This is a genomic window from Paenibacillus woosongensis (assembly GCF_009725165.1).
GTDB classification, from domain to species: Bacteria; Bacillota; Bacilli; order Paenibacillales; family Paenibacillaceae; genus Fontibacillus; species Fontibacillus woosongensis.
On sequence record NZ_WNZW01000001.1, the window covers coordinates 921540 to 942445 of the forward strand.

General features: G+C 50.0%; 22 protein-coding genes and 2 riboswitches. Of the genes, 5 read left to right on the forward strand and 17 right to left on the reverse strand.

The window, feature by feature from the left end:
• Positions 1 to 352: 352 nt before the first annotated feature.
• The 5 genes from GNP95_RS04355 to GNP95_RS04375 all read right to left on the reverse strand — a co-directional run bounded on the left by GNP95_RS04355 (position 353) and on the right by GNP95_RS04375 (position 3461).
• The gene (locus GNP95_RS04355; RefSeq protein WP_155609625.1) at positions 353 to 634 is read right to left on the reverse strand and encodes a hypothetical protein; all 282 of its coding nucleotides are present in this window, start codon (positions 632 to 634) and stop codon (positions 353 to 355) included.
• The gene (locus tag GNP95_RS04360) at positions 635 to 934 is read right to left on the reverse strand and encodes a DUF2089 family protein (protein ID WP_155609626.1); all 300 of its coding nucleotides are present in this window, start codon (positions 932 to 934) and stop codon (positions 635 to 637) included.
• Between the two features lie 176 nt (positions 935 to 1110).
• A complete protein-coding gene (locus GNP95_RS04365; protein WP_330163261.1) occupies positions 1111 to 1692 on the reverse strand; it encodes a hypothetical protein in 582 nt (193 codons plus the stop codon).
• 303 nt (positions 1693 to 1995) lie between these two features.
• Positions 1996 to 2475 (reverse strand): GyrI-like domain-containing protein, encoded by a 480-nt coding sequence (locus tag GNP95_RS04370; RefSeq protein ID WP_155609627.1) that lies wholly within the window; start codon positions 2473 to 2475, stop codon positions 1996 to 1998.
• 83 nt (positions 2476 to 2558) lie between these two features.
• Complete coding sequence (locus GNP95_RS04375; protein WP_155609628.1) at positions 2559 to 3461, reverse strand: helix-turn-helix transcriptional regulator; 903 nt, start codon at positions 3459 to 3461, stop codon at positions 2559 to 2561.
• 125 nt (positions 3462 to 3586) lie between these two features.
• Here GNP95_RS04375 and GNP95_RS04380 point away from each other — a divergent pair, with 125 nt between their 5' ends.
• Positions 3587 to 5968 carry a polyprenyl synthetase family protein gene (locus tag GNP95_RS04380; protein ID WP_155609629.1) on the forward strand — a complete coding sequence of 794 codons (2382 nt, stop codon included), beginning with the start codon at positions 3587 to 3589 and terminating at the stop codon, positions 5966 to 5968.
• Between the two features lie 124 nt (positions 5969 to 6092).
• Here GNP95_RS04380 and mutT read toward each other — a convergent pair whose 3' ends face one another.
• From mutT to pyk, 3 genes are all read right to left on the reverse strand, one after another.
• Complete coding sequence (gene mutT / locus GNP95_RS04385) at positions 6093 to 6506, reverse strand: 8-oxo-dGTP diphosphatase MutT (RefSeq protein ID WP_155609630.1); 414 nt, start codon at positions 6504 to 6506, stop codon at positions 6093 to 6095.
• Between the two features lie 115 nt (positions 6507 to 6621).
• Positions 6622 to 7590, reverse strand: a complete 969-nt coding sequence (locus GNP95_RS04390; protein WP_413773729.1) for an EamA family transporter — start codon at positions 7588 to 7590, stop codon at positions 6622 to 6624.
• Positions 7591 to 7674: 84 nt separating this feature from the next.
• A riboswitch (purine riboswitch) is annotated at positions 7675 to 7785 on the reverse strand.
• Positions 7786 to 7934: 149 nt separating this feature from the next.
• Positions 7935 to 9356: a pyruvate kinase gene (gene pyk, locus GNP95_RS04395; RefSeq protein ID WP_155609632.1), complete on the reverse strand. Its 1422-nt coding sequence runs from the start codon at positions 9354 to 9356 to the stop codon at positions 7935 to 7937.
• A 424-nt stretch (positions 9357 to 9780) separates the two neighbouring features.
• On the opposite strand from pyk, the gene GNP95_RS04405 reads away from it, so the two are divergent.
• Positions 9781 to 10332 (forward strand): sigma-70 family RNA polymerase sigma factor, encoded by a 552-nt coding sequence (locus GNP95_RS04405; protein WP_155609633.1) that lies wholly within the window; start codon positions 9781 to 9783, stop codon positions 10330 to 10332.
• Complete coding sequence (locus GNP95_RS04410) at positions 10325 to 11614, forward strand: DUF4179 domain-containing protein (protein ID WP_155609634.1); 1290 nt, start codon at positions 10325 to 10327, stop codon at positions 11612 to 11614. The genes GNP95_RS04405 and GNP95_RS04410 overlap by 8 nt, the downstream gene beginning before the upstream one ends.
• A 106-nt stretch (positions 11615 to 11720) precedes the next feature.
• Here GNP95_RS04410 and GNP95_RS04415 read toward each other — a convergent pair whose 3' ends face one another.
• Together GNP95_RS04415 and GNP95_RS04420 are read right to left on the reverse strand one after the other, a co-directional pair.
• Positions 11721 to 12749 (reverse strand): Gfo/Idh/MocA family protein, encoded by a 1029-nt coding sequence (locus tag GNP95_RS04415; RefSeq protein ID WP_155609635.1) that lies wholly within the window; start codon positions 12747 to 12749, stop codon positions 11721 to 11723.
• A gap of 105 nt (positions 12750 to 12854) precedes the next feature.
• Positions 12855 to 13751 (reverse strand): sugar phosphate isomerase/epimerase family protein, encoded by an 897-nt coding sequence (locus tag GNP95_RS04420; protein WP_155609636.1) that lies wholly within the window; start codon positions 13749 to 13751, stop codon positions 12855 to 12857.
• 128 nt (positions 13752 to 13879) lie between these two features.
• Here GNP95_RS04420 and GNP95_RS04425 point away from each other — a divergent pair, with 128 nt between their 5' ends.
• Positions 13880 to 14797: an AraC family transcriptional regulator gene (locus GNP95_RS04425; RefSeq protein WP_155609637.1), complete on the forward strand. Its 918-nt coding sequence runs from the start codon at positions 13880 to 13882 to the stop codon at positions 14795 to 14797.
• Positions 14798 to 14928: 131 nt separating this feature from the next.
• Here GNP95_RS04425 and GNP95_RS04430 read toward each other — a convergent pair whose 3' ends face one another.
• Positions 14929 to 15147 (reverse strand): hypothetical protein, encoded by a 219-nt coding sequence (locus GNP95_RS04430; RefSeq protein ID WP_155609638.1) that lies wholly within the window; start codon positions 15145 to 15147, stop codon positions 14929 to 14931.
• Positions 15099 to 15440: a DUF1492 domain-containing protein gene (locus GNP95_RS04435; RefSeq protein ID WP_155609639.1), complete on the reverse strand. Its 342-nt coding sequence runs from the start codon at positions 15438 to 15440 to the stop codon at positions 15099 to 15101. Before GNP95_RS04435 ends, GNP95_RS04430 begins: the two co-directional genes overlap by 49 nt.
• A gap of 180 nt (positions 15441 to 15620) precedes the next feature.
• Here GNP95_RS04435 and GNP95_RS04440 point away from each other — a divergent pair, with 180 nt between their 5' ends.
• Positions 15621 to 15836, forward strand: coding sequence for a hypothetical protein (locus GNP95_RS04440; protein WP_306422056.1), 216 nt, complete (start codon positions 15621 to 15623; stop codon positions 15834 to 15836).
• A 355-nt stretch (positions 15837 to 16191) separates the two neighbouring features.
• Here GNP95_RS04440 and thiE read toward each other — a convergent pair whose 3' ends face one another.
• The 5 genes from thiE to GNP95_RS04465 all read right to left on the reverse strand — a co-directional run bounded on the left by thiE (position 16192) and on the right by GNP95_RS04465 (position 20715).
• Positions 16192 to 16863: a thiamine phosphate synthase gene (gene thiE / locus GNP95_RS04445; protein WP_155609641.1), complete on the reverse strand. Its 672-nt coding sequence runs from the start codon at positions 16861 to 16863 to the stop codon at positions 16192 to 16194.
• Entirely contained in the window at positions 16860 to 17672 is an 813-nt protein-coding gene (gene thiD, locus GNP95_RS04450; protein WP_155609642.1) for a bifunctional hydroxymethylpyrimidine kinase/phosphomethylpyrimidine kinase, read from the reverse strand. Before thiD ends, thiE begins: the two co-directional genes overlap by 4 nt.
• Positions 17669 to 18514, reverse strand: coding sequence for a hydroxyethylthiazole kinase (thiM, locus tag GNP95_RS04455; protein WP_155609643.1), 846 nt, complete (start codon positions 18512 to 18514; stop codon positions 17669 to 17671). The genes thiD and thiM overlap by 4 nt, the downstream gene beginning before the upstream one ends.
• Before the next feature lie 15 nt (positions 18515 to 18529).
• Positions 18530 to 19219, reverse strand: a complete 690-nt coding sequence (tenA, locus tag GNP95_RS04460) for a thiaminase II (RefSeq protein WP_155609644.1) — start codon at positions 19217 to 19219, stop codon at positions 18530 to 18532.
• Between the two features lie 155 nt (positions 19220 to 19374).
• A riboswitch (TPP riboswitch) is annotated at positions 19375 to 19479 on the reverse strand.
• 63 nt (positions 19480 to 19542) lie between these two features.
• A complete protein-coding gene (locus GNP95_RS04465) occupies positions 19543 to 20715 on the reverse strand; it encodes an SEC-C metal-binding domain-containing protein (RefSeq protein WP_196427058.1) in 1173 nt (390 codons plus the stop codon).
• Between the last annotated feature and the right edge of the window lie 191 nt (positions 20716 to 20906).

Below are 20906 nucleotides of genomic sequence, written 5' to 3' on the forward strand. Positions count from 1 at the left end.
TACTCCATAAAATAAAAAACGTCCCTTAGTCTGCTTCAGACTAAAGGGACGATTGAATTAACCGTGTTACCACCCAATTTGTACGATGAACTCAACATCCGTCACCGGCTTTGCCATCATACCACTCTCAGCTCGCTATCGTGAGCCAACCCGCTTGGCATTACCCAAGATACTCCGGAGTGTAATTCGCAAGGGATCAGTAATGCTGCCAGGTCGCATCAACCCCTGGCTTTCTGGTAAGCAGTGACTGCCCGCTACTTCGTTCCATCATCGTAAATCACATATAAGTTTACAGAAAGTATAGTGAATTGATTTTCGATTGTCAAATGTATTTTTCCCCTGGGGAAATGAATCATAAATCTTTGGTTATCATGATCTCCATTTCCTTCTGCTGACGCTTACGGAAAGATTTCCGGCCTCTTGCCCACTCTTCTATCAAAATAATCAATCCTATTAGAAGTAATACAATATACGCCGTCTTACTTTCAATTCTGTTGGTTGTAAACATCCATGTTGTCACAGCAGTGAACACTAGAGGCATGATGGCACCGAGGATGAAACTATTCCTGCTAGCCATAAAATACTGAACAGCCGACATACCAACAATGATGAAAAACACCGTTAAATCCGGCATCTATATCCCCTTCCTCTCTGCATTATATTTCTCGATAATAAGTCGTGCATCTTCTAAGGTAATACGTTCCTCAATGGCAAGTTTCTTAACGAAATTAACCAAAGGTTGTGATTCATCATTCTGAGCTAGTTCAATTTTTTGAATTAGTCTGTCTAATCTGATGCGAACAGTAGGATAAGAAACCTCGTACGCTTTTGCAAGATCCTTTAAGGAACCAGAATTAACAATGAACTTACGCATAAATTCGATATCTTCTGAATCCAAAGATAAAATCCATAAAGGAATATTCCTCTCACCCATCTATCTCCCTCCTTGTTTCCTAGAATAACCAAAAACTTAATAAAAGTAAACAATATTTTTGTTTATTTTTTAATTTTGTTTAATTTATATTAATTTTATTGAATAAATCATGGATGTGAAATTAAAAAAGAAGGGGCTGTTTAAGCCCCTTCTTCATCGTATTAATCGGTATTTCTTTAGCTCGACTGCTTCCCGTCAATTGCACATAACAAGACGCTTGCAGCAAGTCCAAGGCGGCGATCAAGCGTATGAGACGGATCGCTGGAGAAATCCACATTGATTTTTGTGACAAACGGATTGAAATTTTGCTTAAGAGTCGTCACCATACTGCCGTTTATTTCTACGTTATAAGTTTGCGGAATTAAGCTGCTGAGGAACCGCCGCAGCAGTGCCAAAAGCCTGCTATCCTCTTTGATCCGCCCAATCTCGGCCTCGCCCGCATTCAGTATGATCCATTCATCTTTTAAAATAGACTTAAATCCCTTTCTGCGCAGGCTTCCGACATGCTCACCCGTACGCGCATCCTGAACATCGTAGGTCGCGGAGAAATCGATCACATTACGCGCCTTGATCGTCAGCAATTCCTCGCTCATGCTCTCATCGCTGTACAGCCGGATATCCTCCTTGAGCTTAAAGGCCTTCATTTGGGAATACATGACGAGCTCTTGATTGGCATTATAAATATGGAACCTGGCACCCAGTATGGAGATTATCTTTTGTCTTACCAAATATTGATCATAACTGAACTTATTATCCACTTTTCGCGATGGCCTCCCATGAACTTTATTATTGTTAATAATACGATAAGCTAGAGGCTCTGTATATAAAGTCCATGGCAAATTTTCCGAATTATAGTTCCTAAAGAAATGTGTTGTCCCAGTGGACTTTTCATACCGAAATGTCTTTCAAATAGTGGACACCTGAAATATATCAACGCCGTCCGGGAAAATGATGATCTCCCTAGTGTCCACTTTTGCATGGACATTCACTACTGAAACGTCCACACTATACGTACAAAAAACCATCCTCCCTAATGTCATGACGAAGTCCCCGCCCCACATTCAATTCAGTGCAATATAAATATGAATTTCTGCATTGTCCATGTCACCACCGCTTTGATACTCTTCAAAATCGCAGCTGAATTTTCTATCCAGCTCCATAGACCACAGCTTCGTCCAAAATTCAGCCACCGCCCGCTGCATATGACCTTGCACAATAAATTTTGCATACTTCCCCGCAGGGATCGTTTCGATCTGAATCTCAGCCTCTTCTAAACTTTGTTTGCCATAAGAGTCTCCCGCTCCTAGAACTTCACAGCATACGATCACGTCATATGCGCCATTCACATCCATCTCATAATGAGTGTACAAGCCAATGCTTTTATCATTCCGTTTGCCGGGTATCGCTTGATAGATTCCATCCTGATAAAACCGCTGCCAGAGCTCACCTATCTTTCGGCTCATAAAAGGATCGTTGTTGCTGGTTCTGATCTGGAGTCCTGCGACTGTTTTTTCCTCTACATGCACTATTTCATAATTCATCGGCTATACCTCGTTTCATTTGATTTTGAGGTCAGTATAGCAGCCCTAATTAGACAACAGCATGTCATATTATAGAAACTAGCTCATGAATATTTTCTTAAACTCTCCTCCAGCTTTCGCTTGATGATATTCCGGACATGCTCCGGTTCTATCACCTCAGCAGCAGCACCATAAGACAAAATGTACCCGTACACCCATTCATCCTCGACATAAGTAACCTCTACCTTAAAGCTTCCGTCCGAATGTTTAGTTATACCATTCTGGTCAAATTCGTCATAAACCCTATAAGCCATGCTGGACTCAATTTTTAAAACAAGCTTTACCGTTCTATGATTCATATTCGAGGGATAACCCCAGACTTCCCCCGGCCTCTCTCTGATAAATGTTTCTTGAGAGCAGGCCAGAGTTTTGATCCGGGTCACCTTGAACATTCTAAAGTCATTTTTCAACCTACAAAATCCATAAATGTACCAACCTTGCCCTTTAAAAATCAGCTTTAAAGGCTCTGCGATTCTCTCGGTTTTGACTCCATAGGAACTATAATAATCAAAGGCCACTACATTTCTGTTTAAAATCGCTGTTTTCAACAAGTTGAACTTCTCCTGCTCCGAAGCATCAGAGCCCCACCGGGAGAAGTCGACATCAATCCAGCTCGTAGACTCTTTGTTGAATATGGCTGCGAGCTTACTCAGCACGGGCTCGACATCTGGAACATTCAGGGCATTCAAGCCTTGAAGTGAAGAGAGAATGTCCACCTGCTCCTTGTCTGACAGCATCGATTTGCCCAGCACGAATTGATCAAGCAGACGAATACCTCCGCCCTTCCCTTTATTCGTATATACGGGGATTCCCGCTGCACTCAATGTATCTATATCGCGGTAAATCGTCCGCTGAGATACTTCGAACTGCTCGGCTAATTGCTTGGCGGTTACCTGTTTTTTATCCAATAAAATATAAACAATTTCAAGCAGCCTGTTTATTTGCATCACTGTCACCCCAGCCTATTTTACCCAAGTGTATGGGCCGATGTTGTAACCAATAAGTTTCTTTCACGTATATGATGTAAGCATCATCCGTCCACTAAACAACTAGAAATTGAGGGAAGCCAACAATGAATGAGGTAATTACAACCCAAGCCAATACGTGGTATCACAGGGCTGAGCAGAAGGCAGTTCAGTATTATGCCTCTCTGCAAACGCGGGCTATGGATCATATGTATGTTCAAACTCTGACAACTGATATTCAACTGTGGAAAAAAAGCCATGTTCCTCGCTTCTGGCATTCCTGGCTTCTACGTGGCAGCAAGACGCCCGATGTGCTGGGCTATCATAAATATATCAGCTGGCTGAATCGCACCGGCAAATTGGACGGCTATCTTGATCGAAGCATTTCTTATATTTACATGCGTGACCTGGGCAAAGCTCTGGATTCTCCAGATACTCAGGCTCGCATAGAGCGTACGTCAGCTGACGTTAAAAAATATCTGCTTCGCTACACCGGTGCCAAACGAGGAGACCAGCCTGAATTTATGAGTATGGCCGGGCTGTACCGATGGGCCCAGAAAGAGAACATAGAAGACGCCGTTATCTGGCTAATTGATAAACTAAACAGCGTATCCGCCCATATCCCTCAGGAAATGGATGCGGAGCATGCCCAGAGAAAACTAATGAAAATCATCATCGGCGTAGTGCTCCATGTCATGGATGAGCTGGACGACAGCCTATCAGCTGACGAGCGTTCGAAGCGGCTTGATGAAGCGATCCGCCTCGGTTACTCCTATGGCCTGACCTACCCTTTTATCGACGATCTCCTTGATTCAGAAATTTTGAATACCAAGGAGCAGGAACAATATTCCCGCATGATTAGAACTGCACTGCTTACCGGCTCTGTTCCGGATTCCGGGGAGTGGGACGGCGAGAACGGGGATTTCATCCAGTATGTATATTCAGAGCTTCGGGAAGCTTTTGAATATATTAAAAACTCACAGTCGCCAGAAACCATAAGTACGTTTTTTGAGCAAGCCTATGTATTTTTCCATGCTCAGGATCTGGACCGTGTGAAGGAGCTGTCCCATCCTGCCTACACCAACGAGGAGCTGTACCTGCCTGTTATTCTGAAATCCTCTTCTTCCCGATTGATTGTCCGCTCGGTTATTGGCGCACCCGAGGATGAAGGCTTCGAGCAGCGGACGTTCTACTACGGGATCTACAACCAGCTCGCTGATGATTTTGCGGATATGTTCGATGATATGAAGGCCGGAGCCGTGACGCCCTACACCTATTATTTGCAGTATAGCAAGCAGCGTCCGGACCTGATGAATCCGTATGAATTGTACTGGATGGTCATTTCCTATTTGATCCACGACGTGTATCGTTCTGATGCCAGAACACGGGACATCATCCTGAATCGGGCCATCAACGGATTAAAACGCTTCAAGGATCGCCTTGGGGAAGCCAAGTATAACGAAACCATGAGCATCTTTGCCTCGGGAAATCGGGTATTTAACCGGCTCGTCCAACGTATGGTTCAGCAAGCGGACGATGTGGACTTCCTTGACAAGCTGCTTCGAGATCAAATCATAACCGTACTGAGAACCAGCCGCAAAGAGAAGGATAGCTTCATCGATACGATTCATTCTGTCCGCCGCGAGATCAATCAACAATTGCAGATTCCTAAAGCGGGAGAAATGCCGCCTGTCACAAATTCGCTAATTGATGCCGCGAACTATAGTCTTCAAGGCGACGGCAAGCGCCTTCGGCCTATTTTAACGTGGGTCATGGGGGTCAATGAATATGGCCTGGAGCCGGCGGCGATTATGCCGCTGCTGAAATCATTGGAATATATGCATACCGCCTCTTTGATTTTCGACGATCTGCCCTCCCAGGACAATGCGCCTACCCGCCGGGGACGCCCGACTCTTCATCAGGTTCATAATAGCGCCACTGCGGAGCTGACGGGGCTGTATCTGATTCAGAAGGCCGTTGAAGAGCAATCCTCCCTGAGCGGCTTTGAGGCCACGGCCGTACTCGCCTTGATGCGATATTCATCCCAAAAGGCCGGCGAAATCTGCATGGGGCAGGCCATGGATTTAGAAGCCAGGGGACAATTGTTAACCCTTGAGCAGTTGAATACGATATGCTTCTACAAAACAGGGATCGCCTTTGAAGCTTGCCTGGTGATGCCTGCCATTCTGGCTCAAGTCAATGAGACGGAAATAGCAGCATTAAAGAAATATGCCTACCATGCAGGCATCGCCTTCCAGATTAAGGATGACTTGCTGGATTCGGAAGGTGAAATCAGCTTATTGGGAAAGCCCGTTAATCAGGACATTGAAAACAATAGTTCGACCTTTGTAACCCTTCTAGGTCATGATGGTGCCCGAAGGGCGATGTGGGAGCACTATTGCCGGGCCGTGGAAGCATTAAACGATATACCGCGAAACAACGCTTTCCTTAAGCACTTATTACATTATATGGTGAGCAGAGATAAATAAAGCGATAACAGCAGATCATTTCCGTACGTTAGAACGTCATGAGGTGAGAATTCGTGCGAAAGAGAGATCGCATATCCGATTCATGACCTCTAACGTATTTTTTACCTTTTGAAGCTAGTTCATTTCATAGCTTTGCTGGATTAAAGATCTGGCTTCCTCCCGCACCAAGCTTCTGGACAAACACCTTATCCGCCTCAGCAAACTCAAATGAGCCAAGCTCATTTTTCCCTACCCAGCAGTATTCATCATGATCGGCTAATGTAATTGTCCCGGCCTGATATGTCGCCTTCCAGGCAAACAGCCTGATATGCACATCTCCATACCAATGGTCATTGACGCCAACAAATTCATACGGTTCAATCTCAATACTCATTTCCTCCATGAGTTCCCGGCGAAGGCATTCTTCACCAGACTCGCCTTCCTCGATCTTTCCGCCTGGAAATTCCCACAGCCCCGCTTGGGACTTCCCTTCTTTTCGGCGCGCGATCAGCAGTTGCCCTTGTTCATTCTCGATGATTGCCGCAGCTACTTGGATCATGCTGCTCTCACCTCCCGTTAATTCTGGCACAAGTATACAACAAAAAACACACCCTCCTCCAATCGAACAACCGATCTAAGGAAGGTGTGCCGATACCGACATAAATATACAACTACTAGGTTAAACGCCTCGCGGTTCTTGCTCTCATTTTATAGAGTTCCGGCAGCATGACCCCAAGCAGCACGACAATAACACCGCCCCATTGCAGCATTGTCACGTGCTCGCGAAGAACGAACGAGGAGAGCAGCACGGCCACCGGAAGTTCGGCAGCTCCGAGTATGCCCGCCATTCCCTCGCCGATGTGAGGCACGCCGACGGCGAATAGCACCGGAGGGATAAAGGCTCCGAACAGGCCAAGCAGGAAGCCAAATAACAGCAGTTGGCTCCACAATAAGCCGTTAAACAAGAAATACGGCGGAAACAATATGAACACAAGTACCAGCCCGCCGGTAATCATCCAAGCGCTGCGGTAAGCCGGGTGAACCGAAGGCATCGCTTTACCGCTAAATAGAATAAACAAGGTGTAGCTGACAGCCGATAATAGTCCCAGCGCAATGCCAATCGCGGGGAAACTTGTCTCCTTCTGCTCCATAAGTCCGGCAGCGAGCAGCGTACCTCCGAGCAGCAATACCAATGTAAACAGCATGATTCCATTTGGGCGCTGCCGCTTGCTAACCGCTTGAATTAAAACACTGATCCAAGTAAATTGAAACAGCAGAACAATCGCCAGCGAAGCCGGAATATAGCGCAGCGATTGATAGTAGAGCAGTCCCGTGATCGCAGTAGGCATTCCAGCCAGCATCAGCAGCAATCTATGCTTCCAGGTCAGCTTCGGCGAATGAGCCGCCGTTGCTTCCGATTGCTCCGAACCTGCTACCGGACCTGCTGCCCCCAGACGCTTGCCCTTGCTGCGTTCTTTCCAGGCCGTATACATGGCCAGCAGCCACGCCAAGATGCATCCCGTCAACAACTGTGTACCCACCACTTCGCCAAGCTGATATCCTTGGCCATATGCGAGTACAACAATCGTCGACAATATGCCATAGCTGCTCGCTCCAATTAATACAGACAATAGATATTTCATTTTCATTACCTTGCAAATCCTCCCCAACGTATATCAAAATAAGCCCAGAAACGCAAAAAATCCTAGCTGCGAAATAAGAATCGGCAATACCGTTCTCATTCTCGTAGCTAGGAAGTTACGGCTTCCAGTAGAAACCCTCGCTCCGATTTGGTGTTAGTTCAGCGAGGTTATACGAAAAATAATCTATGCGATGCAATTGTCACACTTATGTCTGGCAGCTGCAGCAAACCACAACGTAATAACCAAGACACATCTTACACGACAAGCAGGAGGCTGTCAATCCTTTTAAGCTGGATCCAAAACCAGCTTTCCCCATGCATCCTCCAGATTTAATGAAGGCTTCATTAAGCCTTGACCTGCTGAATCTGAATCAGGTTGGTCGTCCCTGCCTGCCCCAGCGGCAAACCGGCGGAAAGTACGACCGTGTCGCCCGGGTTCACATAACCTGTCCCCAACGCCCTTTGAATGGCCGTTGCGAACATTTCATCCACTGTAGCCACATGCTCCCCCAGGAGGGGAAAGACGCCTGAAAGCAGACAAACCGCAGGCAGCACATGCCGATCATAAGTAATCGCCAGAATCGGCGCCTGGGGACGGTATTTCGATACCATTCGGGCAGTGAAGCCGCTCTCGGTCGAAGTAATGACCGCTGCGGCATCCAGCTCCAGCGACGCGCTTACGGCGCCTTGGCTGATTACCTCCGTAATATCGGCGGCATGCTGCGCTCTTTTCCGGTTGAATTGCTCCCGATAATCGATCATAAGCTCCGCCTGCCGAGCCACTCTGGCCATCGTCTGTACAGACTGGACCGGATATTTTCCCGCCGCAGACTCTCCCGATAGCATAACTACGTCCGCACCTTGAATGACTGCGTTATAAACGTCGCTGACCTCCGCGCGTGTCGGGCGCGGGTTAACCTGCATCGACTCCAGCATATGCGTCGCGACGATAACCGGTTTGCCGGCCAAATTGCATTTGTCGATCATTTCCTTCTGCATGCCCGGGACGTTCTCCACGGGAACCTCCACGCCGAGATCGCCCCGGGCAACCATAATGCCGTCGGATGCCTCGATAATATCGTCCAGCTCCATGACGCCTTCCTCGTTCTCGATCTTGGAGATAATCTGCACATGTCCGGCGCCGCGCTCCTCCAGAATCCGCCGTACTTCCCGAATATCATCGCCCTTGCGGACAAAAGAGACGGCGATCATCTCGACCTCCTGTTCCAGTCCGAAGCCGATATGGCGGATATCCCTTTCCGTCACCCCCGGCAGAGTCGTATGAATTCCCGGCAGGTTTACGCCCTTTCGCGGCTTTAGCTGGCCTCCGCTTTTGATGAGACAACGAATTTCCGTACCTTCGACATCCATGACGCTCAGCTCAATCAGGCCGTCATCGATCAGAATACGGTCATTCTTCCGGACGACCGAGGGCATCTCCGCATAGTTGACCGAAATCCGGCGCGCATCGCCTTCGATTTCCTCGGTTGTCAGGATCAGCTCCTCCCCGGCTTTCAATTGACAGGATGCATCCTTCAGCTTGCCGATACGCACCTCCGGTCCCTTAATATCCATCATGACCGGGATATACGCATTCAGCTCCCTGGCCGCCTCGCGCAGACGCCGAATACGGCCTGCGTGCTCCTCAAGATCTCCATGCGCCATATTCAAACGAGCCACGGTCATGCCCGCATGGATCATTTCCTTTAAAGTCTCCACCGTGTCACAAGCGGGTCCGAGCGTGCAAATGATTTTTGTCCGCAGCATGAAATTCCTCCTTCTTCTGAAATTTCCATATTATATTCATTACCCTAAAACCATCGTTTATAGGTGTTAAAACGAATATTTCTGCTTTAACATATTAAGCCTCTTTAAATTTTTTTCACGATAAGAGTCACTTTTTTTGGAGTTATTCAAATTTGGTCATGCTTAGAGTATAATCGTTTGGGTGAGTGACATGGAACGAAAAGTACCCAAATTGGGAAACAGTCTTGGTATTACAATGACTGACGCTCTAAAACAAATCGGCCTTGAGCAAGGTGACATTATCCCCCATAGAAAAATTACAAAAGTATGAATCTCCACAGCCTTGAACGGTTGTGGAGATTTTAGATTTTATTAGTCAAAAAATTCTCAGTAAAATGAACTTTTCCCCCGGGTCGTGACTCTTATAGGGGAGTGAGGTGAAGCAATGAATGCGGTTCGATACGTAAAAAAAGCAAAAAAAGGGAACAAAGAAGCGCTCCTCCAACTGATCCTGGCCGAGAAAGACGACTATTACAGACTCGCACTGACCTATATGGGAAATTCGCATGATGCGATGGATGCCATGGAGGATATGATCGTCAGATTGTACGAGAACATCGGCCAGCTCAAAAAGGAGGAAGCCTTCTACAGCTGGAGCCGAACCATTCTGGCCAACAGCTGCAAAGCCCTGCTTCGCAAGCAGCAGAGGCTGGTTCCGCTGGATGATGCGGCCATGAACGGCAAGCTGACAGAAGACCTGGCCCTTACCCTTCCTAACGATCCTTATCGGCACAGTGATCAGCAAATGGATATCCGGCAAATGCTGCTCCATTTAAATGAACAGCAGCAGGAAGCGATCCAATTAAAATATTGGCATGATCTCGATTACCAGACGATTGCGGATATGATGGGCGTGCCGGTGGGGACGGTGAAATCGCGTATTTTTCAAGGTTTAAAAAAAATGAGAGAGCTCTATGGAGGTGAAACAGATGGATAATATCGAGAAGCAGCTAACAGAAGAGAAACGGCGCCTGAACACCATCGCCGCACCGGAGGAGCTGGAAGCCCGGTTACGAAGCGCCCTGGACGGGGCTGCCCCAGCAAGAACAAAACGGATCTCTGTGGTCTGGAGGGCCGCGGCAGCCGCTATATTGTTAATTTTTATTTTCGGTTATAACTATAATGCCTTTGCCTTTTATGGCAAGAAGCTGCTTGGCTTCGACGAACTGATCAGCAGTACGCTGCAGGAGCTGAACGATCAAGGGATGGGACAGCTTGTGGACAGGAAGGCGACCTTAAGCGATGGGACGGAGCTGACGATCAACGGCATCATGACCGATGCCAACCAATTGATCATGTATTACACCCTGGCGAACCCCAAAGGGATCGATGATTGGAGCGCCCCTCCGTTCAAGCCATCAAAAATTACCGGCTTCCTGACGAACTCCCATTTGGAGAGCGGCGTATCGCAGCCTAACGAAAACCAGACCGAGGTGAGGGGAACGATCACCTTCGAGCCTGTAAGCCCTTTTGCCAAAAAACTGACGCTGCATTATTTCGAACCAGGGGAAAACAACCAGCTCATCGACCACACCCTCTCTTTCGCCTATGATCCGAACCAAGCGATGCAGACCGAGGTGAAACAGTCTATCAGCAAGAAGGCACAAGTAGACAAAGGCACGATAAACTTCAAGTCGATCACCGCGACGCCAACGATGACCATGATTGAAGGCTCGTTAAACGTAGATAACTTTGACCGCCTCCCTGGAGCATTAGACGGGATCGAGCTGATTGCCAACGGAGTGCCTGTAGAGATGACCGGAAGCGGGCATGGATCTTCTATCGGAGGCAGAAAGTTTGACCTGCGCTACAATCCGCTGCCCAAGCCCTTAAAATCCCTGGAGCTCGTTATGAAAGAATTCGCCGGTTACCAGCAGTTAGATCAAAGGCTGCCCCTCTCGTCGGCAGGCGAAGAGCCCTTCACATTGGAAGGAAAGGAGCTATGGGTGAAAAAAGTATCCGTCACGTCCCAAGGCGTGGAAATCACGGTAGCGACCGAGGAAGATGTCCTGCTTGACGGCGTCTCGATTGAAACGCAGGGCGAGACCATTTCTTTACGTACGACCGTCGGCCAGATCGCAACCAAGCTGGAGGATGGAACGATCCTGAAGGAACGCACCCTGCTGTTCGATTCGCAGGCCAAGCCGGAGTACCTGTGCATCAAAGGGATGCATTACATGAAGGAATATAATGTGGTTGTCGATATTCCCATCGATTAACAGAGCCGCCGCTTTCGGCGGTTTTTTCTTTATTCTTGTACAAAAAATAAAGGGGGAGCATACCGCTCCCCCTCCTTCCACCCTTTTCATCTAACCGCTTACCGAGTTACCCCAGCATAACCTTCCGTCCGCTCTTCGCGCTTTCGATCGCGCCGAGCACCATGGCCATGCTGTGGATGTTATCGCGGCAGTCGGTCTCGGCCGGACGGCCTTCCTCTAGGGCCAGGAACATTTCGTCCAGGCAGCCCTCATGCCCCGGCTTGCCGTTCCAGCGCAGCGGCGCTTCTACGCGCACCGTATCGCGCATGAACTTCTTCTCCGCATGTTCGCCGGCGCTCACGACCTCCGCATAAGGCGCCTGGACTCCGTCCCAAATCGCCGTCCCTTTCTCGCCGATGATCCGCCAATCGGCCTCCCAGGACGTCGGAGCACCTTCCGCGCACCACGAGCCCCGGTAGCTGAACACCGAGCCGTCCGACATTTCATAAATGCAGACGGCCGAGGCATTGCCCGTGTACCAGGAGCCCGGAGGGTTAAACTCATGGCAGTATACCGATACCGGGTCGGCGCCGATAATGAACCGGGCTTGGTCAAACGTATGGATCGCCATGTCCAGAATCAGCGGACTCTCCATCACATCGCGGAACCCGCCGAAATGCGGCCCTAGGAAGAAGTCCGCATTGATCATGCCGGACCTGCCAATCGCGCCGGAGGATATCAGCTCGCGCAGCGCGCGGATATTGGCGTCGTACCGGCGATTCTGCATGACCGATAACGACCTGCCCGTAGCATCCGCTATTTCTATAATTTTCCTGGCCTGCTCCATCGTGGCGGCCATCGGCTTCTCGCCAAAGACGTGGCAGCCCTGCTTCATGGCTGTCGTGCTGATTTCGAAGTGACTGTCCGGGATCGTCACGTCGATGACCAAATCCGCGCCTGTATCGGCAATCGCCTCGATCAGTCCGCTATAAACGCCGCACGCCAGCCCATAAGCGTCCCGGATTTTCTCCGCCTGGCCAATCTGTACATCGACCAGCCCGACAACGAGGGCATCGTCCCGCTTCAGCAGTTCCTTGATCCACACGTTCGACATTCCGCCGCACCCGGCGACCACGATCCGATGCTGCTTGCTCATTGTTCACACCACCTATGATTCAACTTGTATGCTTCGAAATCCATTTCAAGCCTTTGCCAGACATCCAGTCGCTAAATCCAACTTGGATGATCAATCAGCTCTCCCCTAAACCGGGTTTGGCACAAAAGCTCCGCCGCGGCACTGCTTCAAGTAATTCAGCGCATGCACCTGGCCGGTCATTTCCAGCTCGCCCTGATAGACCGGATCATGCCAGCCCTCAATATCGATCGTGCCCTTATATCCGGCTTGACGTAAAATCGTAATAATGTCCGTCCAGTTCGTGTCGCCGAATCCCGGCGTCCGGTGCCAGACAAATTCCTTCGGTCCGTGAATACCGTATTCCTTGACGATATCCCAAGCGATCGTCGCGTCTTTGCCGTGCACATGGAATACTTTGTCCACCCACTTCCGCAGCTGCGGAATCGGATCGATCAGACTGACCATCTGATGGCAGGGCTCCCATTCAAGGCCGAGATTATCGGCCGGAACCTCGTTGAACATCATCTCCCAGGCCTGCGGGTTATGAGCGATGTTCCAATCTCCCTTCCACCAGGTGCCGCCCATATCGCAGTTCTCGAATGCGATCCGCACGCCCCGGTCCGCTGCGCGCTTCGCCAGCTCCCCGAATACTTCCTTGAAACGAGGCAGCGACTCATCGATCGGACGGTCCGTCAGACGGCCGGTAAAGCCGCTGACGATATCCGCCCCGAACAGGTGTGCATGATCGATCGCCCGCTCCCAGCTGGCCAGCGTATCCGCATTATCCCCTTCTCCTGTCAGCGGGTTGCCGAACACCCCGATGCTGGAAATGACTACTCCGTGCTCATCTATCATCCCCCGCACCTGCTTGGCAAGCTCCGCCAAATTGATGCCGCCCGTTGTTTGCCAGAAGGTGAGGCTGAATGACTCGAAGCCATGCGGCAGAATTTGCGGAATGACCCGTACCGCATCCTGTCCGCCAACCAGCGTGCCTATACGTAACAAATGATTGCCGTTTTGCATTTGCCAACCACTCCTATATTGAGTATATTGTGAAGCATAAGCCCATTGTATAGCGCTTCCCTGAATATATCTCTATACAATCTTGTGCTTTTTTGGTTCTATATTGCGCTAGAGGAGCTGTGCCTGACATGACGCATCCCCAGGAATTGCGGGAGCATACGTATTTTAACGATCCATCCTATCCCTTTAATATATTTCGCCTTCGCCAGGAACAGCAGCAGAAGGGCACCCCTTCGTTCTATTTGCATTGGCATGACCATTTCGAGATTCTGCTGGTGGTTGAGGGAAAGGCCCTTTTCTTGATCGACAGCAATCCCTATGAAGCACTGCCTGGTGATATCATCCTTGTCCCCTCTGGAGCTCTGCATGCAGGTTACGCAGCTGACGAAGGGCCACTGGAATACTATGCCATCGTGTTTAACGCGGCACTGCTCCGGCATGGCAAAACCCCCGACCCGAAGCACGCGCTCTATATTGCGCCCTATCTGGACGGAGGTCTGCTGTTTCCTATCAAGCTTAGTCATCAAGACGAGGAGAATCAGCGCTTCAAGCATGTTCTGGAAGAGATCATCCGCGAATTCAAAAGCAAACAGCCTGGATACGAGCTCATGGTCAAAAGTCAGCTGTATATGCTGTTCACCCTGCTCTCCCGCCGCTTCATGCCTGGCGATCAGCAAGGGCGGGCGAGTCTGGCTCATACTCGTAACACGGATCGCTTCAAACAGCTGCTGCTCCATATCGATGATCATTATGCCGAACCGATCACCGTATCCAAGGCAGCGGCAATGATGAATCTCAACCCGTATCATTTTTGTAAAATATTTAAAAAAACGACCGGCTCCACGCTAATTGAATACGTCAACTTTATTCGCATCAACAAAGCCATGAGACTGCTCAGCGGCAGCGATCTCACCATTACAGAAATCGCCGGACAGATCGGCTGCGGCAACCCGAATTATTTCACCAAGCTGTTCAAGCAATACAAAGGCGTGACGCCCTCTCAGTGGCGGAAGGAGGCTGCGGGACCCGGTTTGCAGCGCCTCTAAGCGGAAATGTTCCCAATAATAAGGGAATATCCGGCCCGGCGATTACAACCGCTGCTGCAACATTTTTTACGAAATATAACTCCAGTGCAAATAAAAAAAAGAGGCAAACCCCTGAAAGCACAGGGATTTGCCTACTCCTTCCGCTCCTTAATCAATTCCAAAAACTCTAGTATAATATCCGAAACGGCATCTTCCTCCGACGTGTGAATATACTTACTTACCCGCAGAATATCCCCTTTATAGAGCTCGATGAGCTTCAAGGTGGATTCCTTATCATTCTGCCTTGCTTTATTCAACAGATTCAGGAACTCACCATCCGGGACAATTCTTTGATCATCTTTCGCTTCCATTTGTTCACCCCTTGCTGACTCATGTTCAACTCACGGGCAACCTCCTGCTCGGTTTTGTCTTGGATATAGATCTTGAAAATAATCGATCGGCCCGTGTCAGACGGGAGGGCATTAATCAACTGTCTTACGACGATTTTGTTATCAGAAGATGAGGTGAAACTGGTTGTGGCCGGTTCCATTCCGCCAAATGAACACTCCCGCTTCCGCACGACCTTTGCTCGATACTGAATCCGCCAGGCGATCCGATACACTTCTCTGCGATATTGCTCGTACACGGTTTGTTGTTCTTCCAAAGCTACCTCCCCCTTTCAAAATCATCTTCTACCTATAGGGAAAAATTCTTAGAAAATTAACAACTGAGAAATCGCCTTATTTATTGAAATTATAACATTTATTTCTATATTCTTGGTTGTAATTCTCCCTGATTATTTTCTCTATATAGTGAAAGGATATTTAGAAGAAAGGAGGGAGCGATGATGCAGGTTGCTGATATGGTTACCCTGGTCACGAACGTCGGTTTTCCCGTTACTCTGAGCTTTATCCTGATCAAATACTTACTGCAAACGATGGGCGAAAAGCTGGACAAAATGGACGATACGATCCACCTCTTAAGCCAGCAGGTCAAGAGCCTTGAAGCTCATGCCGATGCTGCCAAAGCTGCAGATCATGCGGACACGAAAACGAAATGAGGAATACTGGCAACGGAAACAGGAGTAGACTCATAAAGCTGCTGCTCGGGAAGCAATCCCCCTTAAGCATCGCTCCAGGCGGGCGCTTCCTTTCCTATCATCTTGCTCGCAATCTCTCTAGTCTTTATAGAGCCTATAAAGTGCGGCATAGTTTGTACCGAAAAAAGGGGCATTTGTTTATACATTATATGTGCATTAGCGGAAAAATATGACTCGTATTTAATTAGACGTAAAATTCCAATTTTTGTTTCTGAGACCAAATAACTGAATTTCTTTTTCATACGGCAAAAAGGCCGCAGATTCCCAATGATGAATCTGCGGCCTGCTTTGATGCTTTAGGATTCGCACCGTTCTGTTATCGTCCAGCTGCCCGAGTGACCTGCTCCAGCAGATCTCCGACAGCTTCGCGCACATTCGCCGCCTGCGTAACCGCGGAGATGACAGCAACGCCGTCCGCGCCTGCACGCATCACCTCGGCGGCACGCTCTGCGGTAATGCCCCCAATACCGACGATCGGCAATTGGATCCCTTGCGCCCGCATGTCCTGGATCATTCCCGTCCCTTGCACCGGGCGTGCGTCATCCTTGGAGATCGTCGGGTAGACCGGGCCGACGCCGATATAGTCGGCGCCATGAACAAGCGCTGTCCGCGCTTCTTTCACCGTGTGCGCGGACACGCCGAGGATGCGGTTGCCGATCCGTGCACGAACGGCTCCCGCGGATTCATCGTCCTGACCAACGTGGATGCCGTCCGCCCCGATCCGGGCGGCTAGCTCCACGTCATCATTGACGATGAATGGCACCCCGGCGCGGCGACAGGCCGCTTGCAGCTCGAGAGCGAGCGCAAGCCTGGCCTCCCCGGTCAGCGCGCCCGGGCCCTTCTCGCGGAACTGGATCATCGTCGCGCCCCCGCTCAACGCTTCCTCCACAACGCGCAGCGGCTCCTCCCGGCAGTTCTGGCTGCCGATGACCAGGTACATCCGCAAGTACCGGCGCATTTGTTCAGGAGAGATGCTGCTGCCACTCATCGCTCCTGCTCCGTTCTGCGGCGAAATGCCCAGTGATTCGTCGGCCCATGCCCCTGCCCCAGCTCCAGGCTGTCCTCGATCGCGGCCTGGATATAATCACGGGCCATCTGCACCGCCTCCAGCACCGGCAACCCCTTCGCCAGTCCGGCTGTTATCGCCGCGGAATAAGTACAGCCCGTTCCGTGCGTATGAACGGTATGAATCCGCCGGCCCTTCAACTCCGTGCAAGACGCGCCGTCATAGATCAGGTCCACCACCTGCTCGCCGCCTTCGTCGTGTCCGCCCTTGATCACAGCAACTGCCGGGCCATAAGCGCAGATGCGCTTGGCTGCCTCACGGCGATCCGCCATCGAGCGGATAGTCATACCGGACAATGCCTCGGCTTCCGGTATATTCGGCGTGACGATCAGCGCCAGCGGCAGCAGCTGCTCCTTCAAGGCTCGCACGGCTTCCGGCAGCAGCAAATCTGCTCCGCCCTTGGCGATCATCACCGGATCAACGACGACATTACGCCAGCCATGCTCCTTGATGCGTCCAGCCACCGCTTCAATGATCTCGGCGCTGAACAGCATCCCCGTCTTCAAGGCATCGACGCCAAGATCGGTGCTTACGGCATCAATTTGCTCTGCAGCAGCTTGCGGCGGCAGCGGATACACGCCCTGAACGCCCAGCGTATTCTGCACCGTGATGGCCGTAATGGCCGACATGCCGAAAACATCCAGCTCCTGGAATGTCTTAAGATCGGCCTGTATGCCCGCACCGCCTCCGCTATCAGAACCGGCGATCGTAAGTGCTCTGGCTATGCTCATATCAATGCCTCCCCTATGGCAGAGGCCTGAAATTCACGAACCGCAGCATGTCCCTTGAGGGAGTGAGGGTGCAGTTTGGCTAACTCATCGAGAAAAGCGACTTGGAAACTGCCCGGGCCGATTTCAGATGTGCGCTCAGCCGCCCGGGAGGCAGCCGCGCCGTAAAAGGCCAGCCCTGCCGTACCCGCCAGCAGCAGATCCTTCTCCACCGCGGCAAAAGCGCCCAGCACCGATGTCAGCAGACAGCCTGCTCCCGTCACCTGGGTCAGCAGCACATCCCCGCCGCTAACGACCCGGCACAGGCTCCCGTCTGATATAACATCCTCCTTGCCTGTAATCGCTACGATCGCATTCAGCTGCCGTGAAGCCCGCAGCCCAAGTCCGGCGTTCTCATTGTCGGCGCCATCTCCGGCGTCAACGCCTTTGATTTCGCGCGACTCGCCAATAAGGTTGGCGATCTCCGCCGCATTTCCCCGCACGAGGGAGACCTTTACCTCGCGGAGAATCCGCAGTGCCGATTCCGTGCGGAACGCCGTTGCCCCGGCCCCAACCGGGTCAAGCAGCACCGGTACGTCATGCTCGTTAGCCGATTTTCCGGCGATGATCATCGCCTCCACCTGCTCCTTCGTCAACGTGCCAATGTTGAGCACGAGCGCCCCGGCGATTTTCGCCATATCGGCCACCTCTTCCGGCGCATACGCCATAACGGGAGATGCACCAAGAGCATATAGCCCGTTTGCTGTAAAATTGGTTACTACTACGTTGGTCATATTATGAATAAGCGGTTTGGTTCTCTGAACCTTTGTAAGAAGTGCTGTTATACCGTTTTCCAGTGCATTCATTATGATCCGCCTCACTTATAATGCGTATTCCGCCGTATTCATCGACACCGGCCAATCCTGAACGCTATAGGCCATATCCCAGAACATATACTCGAGCTGGCAGCTCAATAGATAGTGCTCGGTCATTTTTTTGCGTTCAAGTTCGGTCGTAATTTCCGCCCACTTGTCTAGACGCTCGGAGAACTTAGCGGTCGTATTCGTCCGCGTCGCATAGAAATGGATCCACTCATAGAATGGATGGGCCTCGGTCGGCTGCACTTCTCTCATCAGCTTCTCGCCGATCTCCAGGTAAGTCCACGGACACGGCAGCAGCACCGCCATAATTTCAGCCAGGCTTCCTTCATGGGCTACGTTCAGCATGTGCCGGATATAATGATGTGCCCCCGGAGCGAGCGCATAACCCTGCATTTCATCATAGCTGACTCCGGCAACCGCACAGAAATTATTATGCGGATGAACTTCACTGTTCAGAATAAAAGAGATTTGCTGATTAAACATTTCGATCTCGTCGCGGCTCGAGCATTTGGATATGGCAATGCCGTAAATCCGCATATACGCCGTTAAATATTCATGATCCTGCTTGACGTAGTGAATGAGCTGCTCCTTCCGCAAGTCGCCGTTAGCGATTCCTCTCACAAAAGGGTGTTCAAAAATAGCCTGAAAGATACCGTCCGCCTTCTGTCGAAGCTCCTGCGTAAAACTCATGGTTCCCCACCTCCGGATATAATGCGAACATGATCAGGAAGCCATTAGGGAGACGCCGCACATGCACAAATACCAAAAAGGCCGCTCCATCAATGGAGCGGCCTCATTCAACGCCACCTTTACACGGGCAGCAAGCTGCAGTAAGTGTCAGGCATCGGATTCCGACTCCACTTTCCTACGCTAGTACGAACTAGATCAGGTTCAAAGGGTCCAAGATTTCAATCTTGTCTCAGCCGGTGCCGGCTCCCCTAGTGGACTTCCTATTCATTTTCACTATTACTGTATCTGTCTTTACAAGTGTTGTCAAATTTTTGGCATTTCATTTATTTGCCGCAGCATTTTTTGTACTTGAAGCCGCTGCCGCACGGACATGGTTCGTTGCGGCCGATTTTTGTGACGGACACCTGGCTTTTGTTCAATGGACTTAGCTGGCGATGTGCCGCTCTCAGTTCCACATTTCCGGAAATCCGGTTCATCTCAGAAGGTGTATGACCTCTGTGGATCCACAGTCTTGTATGGTTGTACACATCGTTCATTAGAGCGATGACCGTATCCGCCTGCTCCATGCTTTGGAATTTCAAGCCTCTTCTCTCGAATTCATGGATCAGCTCTCCCGAAGTCGCTTGCATCGTGCAGGCTAACTGTATATCGTCGATAAGATAGTCGATCATTTCCGCATCCCGGGAAATTTCCTTCATGACGTATGCTCTCAGCTTCGTCAGCTGCGGCGTCATCTCGAAGTAATCCTCATCGGCGTATTTCAGCAGCTCTTCGCGTTTCGGAATGAAATAAGGCTTGCCCTGTACTTCCGCTAGCAGTTCTTTAAGCTCTCCTTGCGAATCCTCTAGAGACAAATATCCGTCGACGATGAAGCCGTCCTCCATCGTATAATTCTGTTCTCTGCTCGTTAACTCCCCAAGCAGCTCCTTGAACCGTTTCTGATCGAGCTGTTCGCTGTTCTGCGCATTGTATATTTCAATGACCTTGTCCGGCTCAATCACACCGTATAAGTGTGTCATAGCTAATATATACTCATGAACGAGCTGTACACTCGCCCGTTGTTGATGGAATTTCGCGTGATCCAGCTTGGCATAGGCTTGTCTAATCTCGTCCGGCATAACGACATAAAGCTGTCCCTCGCTGAAATAAGTAAATACTAGCCCACGGTTCATTAAATACCAGTAGTGCTCAATTAGAATGAGATTGTTCTGCAGAACAGGTTGACGAAGAAGCGATTCGAACAATTGCCATTCCAGGCCGCCGACTATCAGCAGGGCGGATTGCAGATGCTCCGCATCAGTCATGTGTGCTGTTAGCGCTTCTATTAATTCTTGCTTTTTCATCTTGGAACGTCCAGGCAAATTGCAGGCCGAAGCAAGCGATGACAAACGGACCTTCGTCAAATCTTGAAGAATGTCAGGCAGGCTTGTCGTCACTTCCCCGATAATCGCATGCTGGATATTCATTTGTTCAAGCATTTCATTATAATCTTCCAAGTTCAGTTCTCCTCTTTCAATTCCTTGTTTCCTTTGTATTTCCTTTTGCCTCATACCATCATTATACCACCGGATAATTCTCCTATTTCGGGCTCAACTACATATACTACCACACAAATGGCATCTAGGAGAGGGATTCTCAGTAAAATTCATAATTTGGATGTTAGGTTTGCAATCGGCATTGAGATGCA